This window comes from bacterium (assembly GCA_019912885.1).
Taxonomy (GTDB): domain Bacteria; phylum Lernaellota; class Lernaellaia; order JACKCT01; family JACKCT01; genus JAIOHV01.
The window spans coordinates 1-16,358 of the sequence record JAIOHV010000036.1 but is presented as its reverse complement, the minus strand read 5'-3'; the positions used below and the strand labels follow the sequence as shown (position 1 = coordinate 16,358).

Below are 16,358 nucleotides of genomic sequence, written 5' to 3'. Positions count from 1 at the left end.
CGCCGCCGCCGTCGCGCCCGGCGCGCGAGGAAGCCGTGCGCGATTTCGGAGCGGGGTCGATCGCGCTCGCGGCGGGGCGATACTTCGCGGATCGCGCGGCCGAGCGCGAGATCGACGACGCGCGGCGCGAGATCGGCGCGTTTCTGGCCCGTGCGCGCAAGCGCACGACGGGCTATCTCGACAAGCTGCGCCGCGAGCTGTCGGCCGAGGACGATCCCGCCGTGCTTCGCGACAAAGCCGATCACCTCGCCGCAAACCTGCACGCCGTGAAGCCGCGCATGGATACGCTGGCGATGCCGCGCTTTGACGGCGCGGGCGACATCCATATTCCGCTCGATCCGGCGGTTTCTCCGCAGCAAAATCTGGAGCGCCTCTACGCGCGGGCGCGCCGCACGAAAAAACGCATCGAGGCGGGCCGCGCACGGGTCGGGGAAATGGAGACGCACGCCGCGCGGCTTGCGGATTTCGAGGTGCGTCTTTCCGGCGCCGGCGACGCGGATGCGATCGCGCGGATTCGCGACGAAATGATCGGGCAGGGCGTCATCCCGCGCCCGCGCGTCAAAAGGTCCGCCGCCCCAGTCCGGGCGAAGCGCCGCGACAAGGAGGCATCGCGCGCGGCGCGGCGCTTCACGTCGCACGACGGGCTGGAGATCCTTGTCGGCAAGAGCGCGTCGGACAACGACGAGGTGACCTTCCGCCTGGCGCGCGGCAACGACTGGTGGTTCCACGTGCAGGGGCACGGCGGCAGCCATGTGATCGCCCGCGCGCGCAAGGAGGGCGACCTGCCGACCGAGACGCTGCTCGACGCGGCTTCGCTTGCCGTCATGCACTCGAAGCTCTCGCGCCAGGGCGCGGGCGAGGTGCTTTACACGCGGCGGAAGAACGTGCGCAAACGCAAGGGCGCGCCGCCGGGCCAGGTGACCGCGGAACACACGCGGACGATCTTCGTGCGCATCGAGAAAGCCCGGATCGACAGGCTGTTCGCGGGGTCCGGGCAAGGCGAGACGTGAGTGCGCATCGCGGGCGAGCCGAAACGCGAGAGTGATTTTCTTACGACGACCTTCCAGACTTTCAGACTCCCAGACTTCCGGACTTCCAGACTATTTGCGCTTTCGCGCGCGTGCGTGGTTAAATCGGCTCATTCCGACGATAATCGACCGGGAAACCTTCGCCGCCAAAAAAAAGGCGCGGCGAGGTTTTGAATGGGGGCTCAAAGCCCGCGTTCACGAAGGACGACGATGGAGACCGTCATGGACAAGCCGCCGCATGCCGAAACCGGCGCGCGCGTCGAACCGGCCGGGGCCGGCGAAAATTCGGTCGCCGGCGCCGACGCCCAGGCGTCAGCCGCGGCCGAGCGCGCCGACGCCGGCATCCGCGAAAGCGAGGAGACCTACCGCACCATCGTCGAGAACGCGAACGAGGGCATCGGTATCATCGACCGCGACCGGCTCGTTTTCGCGAACCAGGACCTGCGCGAAATGCTGGGACTGGACGAAAGTGAGATCGGCGAGCGGAACTTCTTCGAATTCATCCACCCGGATTACCGGGACGAGGCGTACCGCGTGTATCAGGATCACTTTTCCGGACGGGTATCGCCGCCGATTTTCGAGACCGTGCTCCTTTCCGCCACCGGCGTTTCGACGGTGGTCGACGTGAACGCGCGCGTCATTCCCTATCGCGGCCGACCCGCGGAGCTCGTGCTGTTGCACGACATTTCCTGGCGCAAGGATCTCGAGGTGGAACTGGCCGCGAAGGCCGAGGAACTCGAGCGCTCGAACGCGGACCTGGCGCAGTTCGCGTATGTCGCCTCGCACGACCTGCAAGAACCGCTGCGCATGGTGGCAAGTTACCTGCAACTTCTGGCGCGGCGGTACAAGGGCAAGCTCGACGACACGGCGGACGATTTCATCAACTATGCCGTTGACGGCGCGGTCCGCATGCAACGGCTCATCAACGACCTGCTCGCATATTCGCGCGTCGGCCAGCGGCCGCTCGAGGCCGAGCGCGTCGATCTCAACGACGCGCTCGCGCGAGCCCTGACACACCTGGCGCCGGCGATCGACGAGGCCGGCGCGACCGTCGAATACGGCGACTTGCCCCAGGTGATGGGCGACCCGACGCAGATCATGCAGCTATTCCAGAACCTGATCGGCAATTCGCTGAAATTTCGGGACGACAAACCATCCGTCATCCGCGTCGGCGTTCGCGAAAAAGGACCGCGGTGCGTCGTCGAGGTTCGCGACAACGGCATCGGGATCTCGCCGGATTATTTCGACCGGATTTTCGTCATTTTTCAGCGCCTGCATCCCACGACGGAATACCCCGGAACCGGTATCGGCCTTGCCATTTGCAAGCGCATCGTCGAGCGGCATGGCGGGATGATCGGCGTGGAGTCCGAGCCCGGGCAGGGAGCGACATTCTATTTTTCGTTGCCGGCGGCATCGTGACCGGAGGTGAGAATTCTCACGCAACCGGGCAAAATATGGACAAATTGACGAAATCTTCGCTATTCCCATTTAACGATCGGCGCAGAGTCGGAAAAGAAAAAAACGTGACATCGTTTCGAAAACCCGGAATACTTTGAACGTCCATTCGAACGATGACTTGAAAACCCAGGGGTCCCCATGGATTTTCGACCCATTCGCATTTTGCTGATCGAAGACAATCCGGGTGACGCGCGCCTGATCAACGAATACCTGCGCGACGTGCGCGGCGCGCGATTCGAGGTGGAGCACGTCGATCAGCTCACCAACGCGCTCGAACGCCTGGCCAAGGCCAAGTTCCACGTGGTGATGAGCGATCTCACGTTGCCGGACTCAAGCGGTATCGCCACGTTCCTGAATGTGCAGGCCCAGGCGCCGGACACGCCGATCATTCTTTTGACCGGCCTGGACGACGAAGAGCTCGCGTTGAACGCCGTGCAGGAGGGCGCGCAAGATTACCTCGTCAAGGGACAGATCGACGCCAACATCGTCGGCCGCTCCATTCGCTACGCCATCGAACGCAAGCGCATCGAGGAGCAGCTTCTCCACCACGCGCTGCACGACGTTCTGACGGGGCTGCCGAACCGGGCCGTCCTTCTCGATCGCATCGAGCGCGGGCTCAAGCGCACGCTGCGCCGTTCGGACTATCGCTTCGCGATCATGTTTCTGGACCTGGACGGCTTCAAGTCCGTCAATGACAAACTCGGCCACGTTTTCGGCGATCAGATGTTGAAGACCACCGCCAAGCGCCTGGAAAGCTGCCTGCGCCCGGGCGATACCGTCGCGCGGTACGGCGGCGACGAGTTTGCCGTGCTCGTGGACGACGTGGGCGATATCGGCGCAGTCACCACGATCGCCGAGCGCGTGCAAAAAGAGCTCGCCAAGCCGTTCAACCTCAACGGGCGCGAGGTCCACACCTCCGCGTCGGTCGGCATCGCGATGGTCAGCCACGAATACGAGCGGCCCGAGGAAATGGTCCGCGACGCCGATACCGCGATGTATCGCGCCAAGGGCCGCGGCGCGGGGCGATACGAGGTCTTCCACGTGCGGCGCCGTCCCGACGAGATGCAGATCCTCCACATGGAGAAGAACCTGCGCCACGCGATCGACCGCGACGAAATGCACCTGGACTACCAGCCGATTATCGACCTGCGGACCGGCCACGTCACCTCGTTCGAGGCGCTGGTGCGCTGGAAGCATCCGCAGGGTTATCGCGTGTACCCGTCCGTATTCATTCCCGTCGCCGAGCGCAACCAGATCATCGAAACGATCGGCGAATGGGTCATGCGCACGGCGCTCAAGAAAATCCGCGAATGGCGCGATCTCGGGCATCCGGACCTGTGCGTCTCGGTCAACCTTTCCGCCAGGCAGATTCATCAGCGAAACCTCATGGAGATTGTCGAAAGCGCGCTCAAGGACGCCGGCGTGCCGGGCAGCGTGCTGGAGTTCGAGATCACCGAGTCCACCGCCGCGCAAAACGCGGAACTCGCGGCGCAAGTGCTCGGCGAGATGCGCGCGCTCGGCATCCGCGTGGCGATCGACGATTTCGGCACCGGCTATTCGTCCTTGTCGCACCTGCGGCGCTTTCCGGTGGACACGCTCAAGATCGATCAGTCGTTCGTGAAGAACCTGCCGGACGACACCGAAGACCGCACGATCGCCAAGTCGATCATCGCGCTCGGGCATTCGCTGGAGTTGCGCGTTCTCGCCGAGGGTGTGGAAACGAAGGAACAGCTCGAGTTCCTCGTGAAGGAGCATTGCGACGAAATTCAGGGCCACTATATCGCCGCCGCGATGCCACCGCAGGACGTGTTGGCATTCCTCGAGGGGCGCGGCGGCAATAGCGCGGGCGCCAAGCGCATCGCGCTCGCCGAGATTTCCTGATTCGCGTTCGCGCTTCTTGACGCGCCGGCCGAAAATCGGCCATGTTCCGCACCGACTCTTCGCGTCGGATTCCTCGCACCATGGCCAAATCGACCGCTTCCAAAGACGCGCGCCAACGCCGGCGGCGCCCCGCGATCCATCGCTCCAAGGCGCCGAGCCTCGTGGCCCCGATCCTCGCGTACGCCCTGATCGCCGCCGCGATCGGTTTCGCGCACGGATTTCGCCTGGTTCCCGACCGGCCGCTGGCGCTCGCGCTGGCCGGCGCCTCGATCGCGTTCGCTGTGTTCCTGCCCGCCTTTGCCGTGCATCACAAACTCGGTCATCCGTTCGTGCGCAAGGCGCTCGCGATCGCGCTGCCGTTATGGGTCGCCGTCACGATGTTCGTCTTGTACAAGGGCATCGTGTTTCCCGATCCGGTCGCCGCCGTCGAGCTGACGCGCGCCGAGCGCGAGGCGACCGTCGAGCTGCCGGCCGGGCCGTACTGGTTTTACGTCCGCGGCCGGTTTGTCGCCCAGCCCGAGGACGACGCGAAAGACGCGAAGAAATCCCACGACTGGAAGGGCCGGTTTGTCGTGTCGCTCGAGGACGCCGCGCGCGCCGAGCGCAGCGAGACCTTCGGCGGCACGCTCGAATCGCGCGTGCAATACCGGCGCATGTCCAAGAAGGCGCGCGGATACGTGACCGACGAGCGCCTCGCCCGGCTCTTCCGGTTTCGCGTCGGCGAAGCGGGCGAAAAGCGCGTCTCGCTGACCACGCTCGACGAAACCCTCGAAGCGCCGCTTGACGTGCGTATCATCCCGCGCAGCGTCTGGTACGTGCCGCTTTTGGCGTTCGGCCTGCTGCTGACCGTGCCGCTGGCCTTTGTCGATCGCGTCATCCGCGAATCGCGCGAGTACAGCTTCTTCGCGCAGGCGATGGCCGCCACGCTCGGCGCGGCGATCTACTTCCGGCTCACCACCGCGCCCGATTTGCATCTCAAGAACCTCGCCGTGGCGATCGTCGTCGGAACGATTTTCGGCGTCGGCGTGATGGCGCTGGCCGAGTTCTTTCTGCGTAAACCGTTCTACGAACTGAACCGAAAGTGGCGCATCACCGTGATGTGATTGACGAGCGGCGAATGCGGAGAGCGGAGCGCATTCGCCCGGGCAGACGCATTCGTCAACAGTCCATGTTGTCCATTCGGTCGATCACGTCCATTTTGTCCATTCGCGAACGCGAACGCGATCGGAGGCCCCATGATGGATGACATCATCCGCTACCTCGACGACAACGCCCGCCGCTACGTCGACGAGCTCAAGGAATTCTGCCGATTCGACAGCGTATCCGCGGATCCCGCGCGCGCGGATCGCGTGCGCGCGTGCTGCGACTGGCTCGCCGAACGCATCCGCAAGATCGGCTTCCCGTCGGTCGAGATCATTCCCACGAAACACCACCCGCTGATCGTCGCCGAATGGCCGGGGCCGCCGGATGCGCCGTCGGTGCTCGTTTACGGGCACTACGACGTACAGCCCGAGGATCCGATCGACCTGTGGGAGACGCCTCCGTTTACGCTGACCGAGCGCGACGGCAAGCTGTTTGGCCGAGGCGCCACCGACGACAAAGGCCAGTTCTACACGCACCTGGCCGCGATCGAAGCCTGGGCCGCCGTGCGCGGCGCGCCGCCGTGCACCGTCAAGCTCATCGTCGAGGGCGAGGAGGAAGTGGGCTCCGAAAACATCGCCGCGTGGTTCGCCGAGAACCACACCCGCCTTGCCGCCGACGTGGTGCTGATCTCCGATACGGCCATGTTCGCGCCGGGGCGCCCGTCCATCACCTACGGCCTGCGCGGGCTGGCGTATTTTCAGCTCGACATTCAGGCCGCGGATCGCGATCTGCATTCGGGCTCGTTCGGCGGCGCGGTGGACAATCCCGTCCAGGCGCTCGCGAACGTGCTCGCCTCCATGAAAGACGCCGCGAACGGCCGCATTCTCATCGACGGCATCTACGACGACGTGCGCGAATTGACCGGCGAGGAGCGGGATCTCATCGCAGCGCTCCCGCACGACGATGCGGCTTACGCCGCCGAGATCGGCGCGCCGGCGCTTCACGGCGAAACGGGTTTTTCCACGCTGGAGCGCACCTGGGCGCGGCCGACCTTCGAGGCGAACGGCATCTGGGGGGGATATCAGGGCCCCGGCGCCAAGACCGTGCTGCCCGCGAAGGCGGGCGCGAAGTTTTCGCTACGCCTCGTGCCCGACCAGACCCCCGAAAAAACGGCGGCTCTCGTGCGCGCGCATCTGGAGAAGGTCATGCCGGCGCACGTGCGTTACACGCTTTTGGAAATCCACGGCGGGCGGCCGTTCCTGATCCCGCTTGACGACCCGTATCTGCGGGCGGCGGCGCGCGCCGTGACGCGCGGATTCGGCGCCGAGTGCGGATTTCACCGCGAGGGCGGATCGATCCCGATCACCGTCGATTTCGCCGAACGCCTCAACGCGCCCGTCGTACTGCTCGGCTGGGGATTGCACACCGAGCGAACACACGCGCCGAATGAGCACTTCCACCTGGAGAACTTTTTCGGCGGCATGAAATCCGTGGCGTGGTTCTACGAAGAATTGATGAAGGTGTAAGGCTGGATGGCCGGAAGGCTGGAAGGTCATCGCAACGGGCGAGCGCGTTATCCGTGCCGCAAGCGTAGCGGGGCGGAGCGCACGGTTCGCAACGCACCGCCATCCGCATTCGCCTCCCGGTCCATCCTGTCCATGATGTCCATTTTGTCCATGCCGGGCACGGACACGGGCGCGGGCTATTTCGCCAAATCCGAATCCTCGATCTTCGCGGCGTGCACGACGTCGAGAATGCGTGTCCACTGCGCCGGCGGCCAGGAGAAGTAGATGACCATGGCCTTGCCCAGGATGAGGTGGGCATCGACAAAGCCCCAATAGCGGGAATCGTTGCTGCGGTCGCGGTTATCGCCCATGCAGAAGTATTTGCCCTCCGGCACGACGAGCGAGAACGAATCCATCGGCGAGGCGATCGGATCGGCCAGAAGGATCGGGTGATCGTACGTGCCGAGCTTCTCGTTGAAGACGGTACCGGACGGATCCTCGTCCTCCGTATAGCGGTATTCGCCGATGTATTCGCGCTCCACCTCCTCTCCGTTGATGTAGAGGCGCTTTTTCTCCATCCGCACGTGATCGCCCGGAACGCCGACGACGCGCTTGATGTAGTCCTTGCTCGGATCCGACGGAAAACGGAACACGATGATCTCGCCGCGGCGCGGCCCGCGGAACGGCAGGATCTTGCGCTTCACGAACGGCACGTCGAAGCCGTAGATGAACTTGTTGACGAGGAGTTGATCGCCGATGCGCAGCGTGGGAATCATCGAGCCCGACGGAATCTTGAACGCCTGCACGATGAATTGCCGGATGAACAGCGCAAGGACAAGCGCGACGACGATTGCCTCGACGTATTCGCGCACCGTGGACGTGCGCCACACCGGCAGGTAGCGGTCCACCGCCGTCTTGAACTGTTTGATCTCCGCGGCGAGCACGCGCGGGTTGTCCTCGCGGCGCGAGGCGATCGAAAGGCGCGCCGCCGCCGATTCCACTTCCGACCGACCCGCCGCGCCGAAGCGGTCGGGCTCGCGATCCATGATGCGGCGGACGCGGGCGATCTCGCGGTCGGCCGCGCGGCGCTGTTTTTCGAGCTTGTTGTCGCCCACGTCAGTCCCGGATCGAGAGCACCGCGAGGAAGGCCTCCTGCGGGATCTCGATGTTGCCCATGCGTTTCATGCGCCGCTTTCCCTCCTTCTGCTTCTCGAGGAGCTTGCGCTTTCTGGTGATGTCGCCGCCGTAGCACTTGGCCGTGACGTTCTTGCGCAGCGGCGCCACGCGCTCGCGCGCGATGACGCGCGACCCGACGGCCGCCTGGATGATGACCTCGTAGAGCTGCCTCGGGATCGTTTTTCGCAGGCGCTCGGTCAGCGTGCGCCCGATGGTGTAGGCCTTCTCCTCGTGGCAGATGAGGGAGAGCGCGTCGAGCATCTCGCCGTTCACGAGCACGTCGAGTTTTACGAGCTTGTCGCGCCGGTATTCGAGGAACTCGTAGTCGAGCGACGCATAGCCCTTGGTGGCCGTTTTCAGCTTGTCGAAAAAGTCAAAGACGATCTCGGCCATCGGCAGGTCGTAGGTCAGCACGACGCGCGTCGTGCTGTAGTAGTCCAGCTTCACCTGGGCGCCGCGGCGCGCCTGGCACAGCGTCATCACGTTGCCGAGAAACTCCGCCGGCACGTGGATGTTCGCGCGGACGATCGGCTCCTCGATGCCTTCGATCTCCATTGGCGACGGAAGTTGCGACGGATTGTGCAGCATCAGCTCGGCGCCGTCCGCCTTCACGACGCGATACACGACCGTCGGCGCGGTGACGACGAGGTTCTGCGCGAACTCACGCTCCAGGCGCTCCTGCACGATCTCCATGTGCAGCATCCCCAGAAAGCCGCAACGAAACCCGAAACCGAGCGCGACGGACGTCTCCGGCTCAAAGCGAAACCCGCTGTCGTTCAGGTTCAGCTTTTCGATCGCCGCCTTCAGATCTTCGTAGTCCGAGGCCTCCGCGGGATAAAGGCCCGCGAACACCATCGGTTTCAGCTCGCGGAACCCGGGGAAGGGCGCCACGTTTTTTTCGCCCTCGTGGACGATCGTGTCGCCCACCTTCGCGTCCGCGATGTCCTTGATGCCCGCGGTCAGGAACCCGACCTCGCCGGCCGAAAGCGCATCCACGGTGACGGCGATCGGCGAAAACCACCCCAGTTTCATCACCTCGTAAGTCTTTTTCGCGGCCATCAGCGTCACGCGGTCGCCCGTCTTCACGCGGCCGTCGAACACGCGGATCAGCGTGACGGTGCCCTGATAGGGGTCATACCAGGAGTCGAAGATGATCGCCTTGAACGGCGCGTCCGGGTCGCCTTCGGGCGGCGGAAGATCGCGCACCACCGACTCCAGCAACGCGTCGACGTTTTCGCCTGTCTTCGCGCTGATGCCGATGGCCGCTTGCGCGTCGATGCCGATCATCTCCTCGATTTCCGTGCGCGCCACTTCGGTCTGCGCCGTCGCGAGATCGACCTTGTTGATGACCGGGATGATCTCGAGGTTCAAATCCGCGGCGAGATAGGCGTTGGCGAGCGTCTGCGCCTCCACGCCCTTGGTCGCGTCGACAACCAGCAGCGTCCCCTCGCACGCCGACAACGACCGCGAAACCTCGTAGCCGAAGTCCACGTGCCCCGGTGTGTCGATCAGGTTCAGGATGTAGTCCCGCCCGTCGCGCGCCTTGTACGGTAGGCGCACCGTCTGCGCCTTGATCGTGATGCCGCGCTCCTGCTCCAGGTCCATGCGGTCCAGGTACTGCGCGGTGGAACTGCGCGCGTCCAGAACGCCCGTGCGTTCGAGCAATCGATCGGCCAGCGTGCTTTTGCCGTGGTCGATATGGGCGATAATGGAAAAGTTGCGGATTTTATCGAGCTTCATCGCGGGGCCGAGCGCAGGGGGCGCAAAGAACGCGACAAATTACCCCGAAAGGGCGGAAAGTCAATTCGATCGCGGAGTTTTGTCGCGCCACGGCGAAATCGGCGCCCGCTATCGCCACAGCGAAAACGGCTCCCTTATGGTCATCGAAGATTCCCCGTTTGTTTCTAGGTGATGCATGTCCGAGGAAGAGCGGTTTTCGATGCGCGCTATTTCGATGCGTGCTTCAACAGGCGGCTGCGCGCACGGCCGAGCGGGCCCTTGCGTTTTTGCTGCGCGTCTAGCATCGCGCTCCACAACCATCCGGCGATGACGCCCCCCACGACGCACACCCCCGCGCCAAGCCAGCCGTGCCCGCGAAAATACGCCATCGCGCCGAGCCCGATGCCGATAAGGGGCGGCCAGCTCTCGAAAAGAAGAAGCGGCAGGCGCCGGAAGATCGTTAGCCCCAGGCCAAGCAGCACCACGAGGCCGATCATCGCAAGGATGACGTAGAACCCGATCGAAAGCGCATCGAACTGCCCCGCGACCGCAAGCGCGAGGATTTCTTGAGACTGTTTCGAGAACATCGCAGCTAAATCATCGTATTTTCAAGAAAAGTCTTCAATACCGATTCGGGTTGTGCTATCAAAATGGCATGTCGGAGCAGACGCGACGCCTGTTGGTTACGGCGCTTGCGCCGCAAATCGCGCTGGCGGTGACGCTCGCCGTCACGCTGGTGGCGTTTTCGCCGCCGGTCGCGCCGACGCTCGCCACGTGGGCGGCCGCCGCGTTGGTGGCCGGGGCGATCTTCGCCGCGTGGCACCATTTGGCGCGCCGCGGGCTCATTCCGCGCGGGCGTCCGATCCGTCCCTTCCGCCCGGCCGTCCTCGATGACGACGATCCCGGCGCCGACAACGCGTTCGTCTTCGGCCCCACGTTGGGCGGCGTCGCGCCGCCAAGTCAAGAACGCATCATCGAGGACTACATCGAAACCGCGCGCACGCTGCTTTCCAACGAGCGCTTCGGCGAGGCCGAAGAGATTTTGAAAAAAGCTCTCGAACTCGAACCGGGGCACAGCCGCCTGTTGAACTTCCTGGGACTCTGCCTTTCGCGCATGGCGCGCTACGACGAGGCTGTCCGCGCGTACGAGTTGTCGATCGAGCAGGATTACGACAACGCGAGCGCGCACTTCAACCTCGCGGTCGCGATGGAAAACGCCGAGCGCATCTCCGACGCGGCGGCGCAGTATCAGCGATATCTTCGCGTCGGCCGCATCCTCGGCGAACCGGAAGACATGCTCGAACGCGCCGAGGACCGCCTGCGTTTCCTTCGCGCGGGCAACTGAACGTGACGCCCGGCGACGCGATGACGCGCGCGGTCGGATGGCTGGCCGGCGCGCGAAAGGCGGTCGCCCTGACCGGCGCGGGCATCTCCGTGGATTCGGGCATCCCCGACTTTCGCAGCGCCGGCGGGCTTTGGGAAAAATTCGACCCGATGGAATACGCGACGATCCACGCGTTCCGCCGCGATCCCGCCAAGGTGTGGGCGATGCTTTTCGAGCTGGGCGATGTCGTTCGTTCGGCGCGCCCGAACCCCGCGCACGAGGCGCTTGCCGCGTTGGAGCAGGCCGCGCGCCTGGCCGGCGTCATCACGCAAAACATCGACAACCTGCACCAGGCCGCGGGCAGCCGCGTGGTGATCGAATATCACGGCAACGGGCGAAGGCTCGTGTGCCTGGCGTGCCTTGAAACGTTCGACGCGGTGGAATTCGACAAGGACGCGCTTGCGAAACGGCCGCCGCGCTGTTCGCATTGCGAGGCGATCCTCAAGCCGGATGTCGTGTTGTTCGGCGAGGAGATTCCGCGCCACGCGGCGACCGAATCGATGCGCCTCGCGCAGGCGTGCGACGTGATGCTCGTTATTGGCACGAGCGCGGAGGTCTTTCCCGCCGCGGAGCTGCCCGCGATCGCCAAAATGCACGGCGCGAAGGTGGTGGAACTCAACCGCGAGACGACGAAACTTTCGCGCCTTGCCGACGCGACGATCCTCGGCTCCGCGTCCGACACGCTGCCGGAACTTGCACGCCGGGCCGGTGTGCGTCACGGTAACAATTAGCCGTCAGCCGTCAGCCCCGCTCGGAGCGGGGTCAGCGGTCACTGGTCAGCGGCTGATTGCTGAAAGCTGATTGCTGAAAGCTGATCGCTGATAGCTGAAAGCTTCCGAGGAGTTTCCCATGCCTTCCGCGAACAAACCCATCGCCCTTGATTTTTCCGGCCTTGGCGCGCCGTTCGTGACGCAAAAACGTCTGGAGAAGCGGCGCAAGGACGCCGGCCGGGCTTTTGCGCTGACGCTCGCCGATCGCGCAACCGGACTGATGGAATTCCCGAGGCTTCCCGGCGATCGCGGACTGATGAAAGCGTCGCTCGACCTGGCCGCCGGAATGCGGCGCGGCGTCGAGGACATGATCGTGTGCGGCATCGGCGGATCGTCGCTCGGATTCCTCGCGCTCGCGAACGCACTCTTGCATCCGTTCCATAACGAGCTACCGAAATCGGCGCGAAAAGCTCCGCGCTACTACCTTCTCGACAACGCCGATGCCGACACCGTGGGCGGCGTGCTCGACGTCGTGAATATCGAAAAGACGCTGATCGTCGTCATCAGCAAGTCCGGCGGCGGCGGCGAGACGATCGCGAATTTTCTGGTCGTGTTCGAGGAGCTGGTCAGGCGCCGCAAAGGCAACCTGAAAAAGGCGCTCGCGCAGGTCGTCGCGATCACCGATCCGAAGTCTGGCGCGCTGCGCAAGTTCGCGGACGAACACGACGTGGCGAGCCTGCCCGTGCCGCCGAATGTGGGCGGGCGATTTTCCGTGCTGACGCCGGTGGGCACGTTCCCCGCCGCGATGCTTGGCATGGACGTGCCGGCGCTCATGGCCGGCGCGCGGCTGACCAACAAACGCAGCATGGACGCCGACGCGCTCGCCAATCCGCCGATGGTGCTGGCGTTGTTGCTCGACGAGCATTACCGGCAAAACCGGCGCATCACCGTGTTCATGCCCTACGCCAACGGCCTGTGGCGCACGGCCGACTGGTTCCGCCAGCTCTGGGCCGAGAGCCTTGGCAAGGCACGCGATCGCAAGGGGCGCGAGGTGCACGTCGGATTCACGCCGATGGCGGCGCTCGGCGCGACGGATCAGCACAGTCAGGTGCAACTTTATGCCGAAGGGCCCGACGACAAGACCTACCTGTTTTTGCGCACGAGGGCGGCGCGCCACGTGCCGATCCCCAAACCCGCGTTCGCGAAGGATGCCTATGGATTTCTCGGCGGGCACACGCTCGACGAGCTCCTGAATCTGGAAGGCGACGCGACCGAGGCCGCGCTTGCGCACTTCGGCCGGCCGACCGCGCGCATCAGCATGGACGCGACGAACGCGCACGCGATCGGTCAGGTGCTGATTTTTCTCGAGCTGACGACAGCGTGCGTCGGCGCGCTGTGGAACATCAATGCATTCGATCAGCCAGGGGTGGAGCTCGGCAAGATCCTCACCATGTTCGGCATGGGTATGGAAGATGCCGGCGACAAGGTGATCGACCAGAAAAAGGGAACGAAGGCGCGCGAGTTGATGGAAAGGTCCGCGACGCGCGATCAGGCGTTGGTGTTCCGGAAATAGCAGCGAACAACGATCGTTGATGGACGCGTTACGTCGGCGATATCTCGCCGCGATGACCCAGGGCAACGAACGTCAGCACGCCAACTTTCCGCACCAACGCGTTGCGCCGCTTCCATCGATCGCTTACGATTTCCGGATACAATTCGGCTTGGGACGTAAAATCCGGGAGGAGGCGTGGGGAATAAGGTTCTCCTGGTCGAGGACGAGAAGGGCACCCGCGACGTCGTTTTCGACTTCCTTGACGCGAGCGGTTTTGAGGTCTTCGTTGCGAAAAACGGCGAAGAGGGTTTCGAGGCCTTCGTCGAGCACGTGCCGGACGTCGTCCTGACGGACGTCCTCCTGCCCCGCGTGACCGGCTTTGAGATGATCGACCGCATCCGGAACCATCCGCTCGGCAAGAAGGTTCCGGTGGTCGTCATGAGCGCGCTCTACAAGACACCGAAGATCAAGCACGAGGCGCGCGAAAAATACGGCGTCTCCGATTATTTCATCAAGCCGGTTTCCCTCCAGCAGGCCGCCGCGCGCCTCGCCGAAATCGTCGGCCTGACGCCCGAACAACTCGCGATCGCCAAGGCCGCGGAATCCGACGGCGCGGGCGGCATCCTCGACGTTTTCGGTGACCGGCGCGTAGACATCATTCGAACCTTCGATCTGCCGCCCCCGGCTGACGGGCCGTCGCCCGAACCGCCGGCGGATCCCGGTGACGCCGGCGCGTTGAAATCCGCGGGCGACGCCGTGTACGCGCTGCTGGGCTGGTATCGCGAGGGCGTCACCGGCATCGCGTCGTTCGAGCACGGCAACGTCAGCAAGAAGGTGTATCTGCTCCGCGGCGACGCGATCTACGTCACGTCGACGCGCGTCGAGGAGACGTTCGGCCACATGCTCGTCGCGGAAGGGCTGATCGCCGGCGACCAGCTCAACGCCGCGCTGCTCAAAAGCCGGCAGGAGAATCGCCTGCTCGGGCGCATCCTGGTCGAGGAGGATCTTGTCGATAACACGGTGCTCACGCGGTTTCTCGTGCGCGAGGTCGACGCGCGGTTGCGCGATTTGTTCCGCTGGGACGGCGGTCGCTACGAGCTTGCGCGGACGGACGCCTTTGTCGAAAAGATCAAGCGGCCCGCGCTGCATCTGCCGAACTATTACTATATGGCCGCGCTCGGCGGCGCCTTCGACGATCGCCTGATCGCGCGCTACGGGACGGCGGCCCATGCCTTCGTGGCCAAGGATCCGGATCGCCTTTTCGTCATGGGGCACGTCGAATGGGAGCCGGACGATCTCTTGATCACGGCGCACATCGACGGCGAGCGCACGGTGGGGCGGATCGTCGAGGAAACGCAGCGATCGCCGCGGCGCGTCTATCGCGTGCTCGGCACGCTCGAACTCGCGGGCGCGGTGCGCCTCGCGGCGCCGGTGCGATGATCCGCGCGCGCGGTCCGGTCTTGTCTCCCCCCGGGCTTCATGTTAGCGATAGCCCGTCCGGCCGAATTTTCATTGTAAACCCTCATCGTTGACCCCGAGGCGAATCGTTCATGGCGACTCTTTTTCAGCCTCATGATCGCATCGCCGGCCGGTTCCAGATCATCTCCTACGTCGGGTCCGGCGGCATCGGCGAGGTTTATCGCGCCTCCGACGAGACGGGCTTCATCGCCATCAAGGCGCTTTTGCCGCGCGTCGTTCCAGCGTACATCACCACCGACCGCATTCGCGACGCGCTGCTGGGGCACCTGCCCGAAGAAGACCCGATGGTGCTTCCGCGCGAGGTGGTGGAACACGGCGAGGTCCGCTGCATCGTGTCGCGCTTTGTCGCCGGCGAGGACGCGCGCGAATTGCTGCGGCGGCGCGACCGTTCCGCCGATCCGCGCCCCGCGCTGATGTTTTTCGACCTGTTCCTCGAGCGGCTCTCGTCGCTTCCGCCGTTCGCGGTCCACGGCGCGCTCAAACCGGAAAACATCATCGTCGCGCAGGCAGGCGATCGCCTTTTTCACCGCGACGTCGAGATCCAGATCACGGATATCAATTTTCCGCGCGTCCTGAGCTTTTCCAAATACGCGTCGATTCAACTCGCGCGCGGCCCGGCGTTCGATTACCTCGCACCGGAATTCGTCACGATGGGGGGGCGCGTCGATCAGCGGGCGGACATCTATTCCGCCGGCATGCTGCTCTACGAATTGCTGACGGGAACGACGGCCAAAAAGGAGTTCGCGCCGCCCTCCAAGGCCGGTTCCGCGGCGCCGCGCGAATTGGACGACGTGCTGCGCCGCGCCCTGGCCGCGTCGCCGGACGAGCGTTTTTCGAGCCTGCGCGAATTCCAGGATGCCCTTCGCAAGGCCGCTCCCGTCATCGGCGAGCGCCTCGCGTCGCAGCCCATCGAGATGTCGCAGATCGACATGTTCACCGGCCGCGAAGAGGTGACGCATCGCGTGGACGTGAGCACGATTGAGGAATTCGACCCGTTCTCCGAGGCGCCCGCCGAGCCGCGAGCCGCCGCCGCCGCGCACCGGGGCCCCGGCGAATTCGAGGACATCGACCGCGCCTTCGACCAGGCGATGGAAACCGGGGAGGCGCAGGAGTTCACGGCGCCCGAGGACGTCACGCACGAAGACATGGAGCCCGTCTTCGACGATGTGGACGTTTTCGCCGAGCCGGCCGAAAAACCGCGCGAGACGATTCATGCGGAGCCGCCGTTCGTGCTGCCCGCCGCGCCGCTCGCGCCGCGACCGGAAGCGGCGACGGATATGGCAAGCCGCGTCGTGTTCGCGTTTTTGGGCATCGCCGCGGTCATCGTCGGATTCTTCATTTATCGATCCGTCACCGCTCCCGACGACGCCGTGACGCCGGTGG

13 protein-coding genes are annotated in these 16,358 nt (G+C 64.6%); 10 read left to right on the top strand and 3 right to left on the bottom strand.

Annotation, left to right across the window (positions count from 1 at the left end; genetic code table 11):
- The 5 genes from K8I61_03050 to K8I61_03030 form a co-directional block, all read left to right on the top strand.
- Positions 1-1,010 (top strand): NFACT RNA binding domain-containing protein (locus tag K8I61_03050; protein MBZ0270986.1); only part of this gene is annotated, 1,010 nt, incomplete at its 5' end.
- 228 nt (positions 1,011-1,238) lie between these two features.
- The gene (locus K8I61_03045) at positions 1,239-2,447 is read left to right on the top strand and encodes a PAS domain S-box protein (GenBank protein MBZ0270985.1); all 1,209 of its coding nucleotides are present in this window, start codon (positions 1,239-1,241) and stop codon (positions 2,445-2,447) included.
- A 177-nt stretch (positions 2,448-2,624) separates the two neighbouring features.
- A complete protein-coding gene (locus K8I61_03040) occupies positions 2,625-4,367 on the top strand; it encodes an EAL domain-containing protein (protein MBZ0270984.1) in 1,743 nt (580 codons plus the stop codon).
- Between the two features lie 80 nt (positions 4,368-4,447).
- The gene (locus K8I61_03035) at positions 4,448-5,470 is read left to right on the top strand and encodes a hypothetical protein (protein ID MBZ0270983.1); all 1,023 of its coding nucleotides are present in this window, start codon (positions 4,448-4,450) and stop codon (positions 5,468-5,470) included.
- 132 nt (positions 5,471-5,602) lie between these two features.
- Positions 5,603-6,976 carry a dipeptidase gene (locus tag K8I61_03030; protein MBZ0270982.1) on the top strand — a complete coding sequence of 458 codons (1,374 nt, stop codon included), beginning with the start codon at positions 5,603-5,605 and terminating at the stop codon, positions 6,974-6,976.
- A 176-nt stretch (positions 6,977-7,152) separates the two neighbouring features.
- Here K8I61_03030 and lepB read toward each other — a convergent pair whose 3' ends face one another.
- The 3 genes from lepB to K8I61_03015 form a co-directional block, all read right to left on the bottom strand.
- Positions 7,153-8,001 (bottom strand): signal peptidase I, encoded by an 849-nt coding sequence (gene lepB, locus K8I61_03025; protein MBZ0270981.1) that lies wholly within the window; start codon positions 7,999-8,001, stop codon positions 7,153-7,155.
- A 70-nt stretch (positions 8,002-8,071) separates the two neighbouring features.
- Positions 8,072-9,871, bottom strand: a complete 1,800-nt coding sequence (lepA, locus tag K8I61_03020; GenBank protein MBZ0270980.1) for a translation elongation factor 4 — start codon at positions 9,869-9,871, stop codon at positions 8,072-8,074.
- 206 nt (positions 9,872-10,077) lie between these two features.
- A complete protein-coding gene (locus K8I61_03015; GenBank protein ID MBZ0270979.1) occupies positions 10,078-10,437 on the bottom strand; it encodes a hypothetical protein in 360 nt (119 codons plus the stop codon).
- Between the two features lie 68 nt (positions 10,438-10,505).
- Between K8I61_03015 and K8I61_03010 the strand changes: the two genes are divergently transcribed.
- From K8I61_03010 to K8I61_02990, 5 genes are all read left to right on the top strand, one after another.
- Entirely contained in the window at positions 10,506-11,195 is a 690-nt protein-coding gene (locus K8I61_03010) for a tetratricopeptide repeat protein (protein ID MBZ0270978.1), read from the top strand.
- Between the two features lie 20 nt (positions 11,196-11,215).
- The gene (locus tag K8I61_03005; protein MBZ0270977.1) at positions 11,216-11,965 is read left to right on the top strand and encodes an NAD-dependent deacylase; all 750 of its coding nucleotides are present in this window, start codon (positions 11,216-11,218) and stop codon (positions 11,963-11,965) included.
- Between the two features lie 118 nt (positions 11,966-12,083).
- Positions 12,084-13,517: a glucose-6-phosphate isomerase gene (locus K8I61_03000; GenBank protein ID MBZ0270976.1), complete on the top strand. Its 1,434-nt coding sequence runs from the start codon at positions 12,084-12,086 to the stop codon at positions 13,515-13,517.
- A gap of 174 nt (positions 13,518-13,691) precedes the next feature.
- On the top strand, positions 13,692-14,936 hold the full coding sequence (locus tag K8I61_02995) for a response regulator (protein ID MBZ0270975.1): 1,245 nt from the start codon (positions 13,692-13,694) through the stop codon (positions 14,934-14,936).
- A gap of 110 nt (positions 14,937-15,046) precedes the next feature.
- On the top strand, positions 15,047-16,358 hold a 1,312-nt coding region (locus tag K8I61_02990; protein ID MBZ0270974.1), incomplete at its 3' end, for a protein kinase.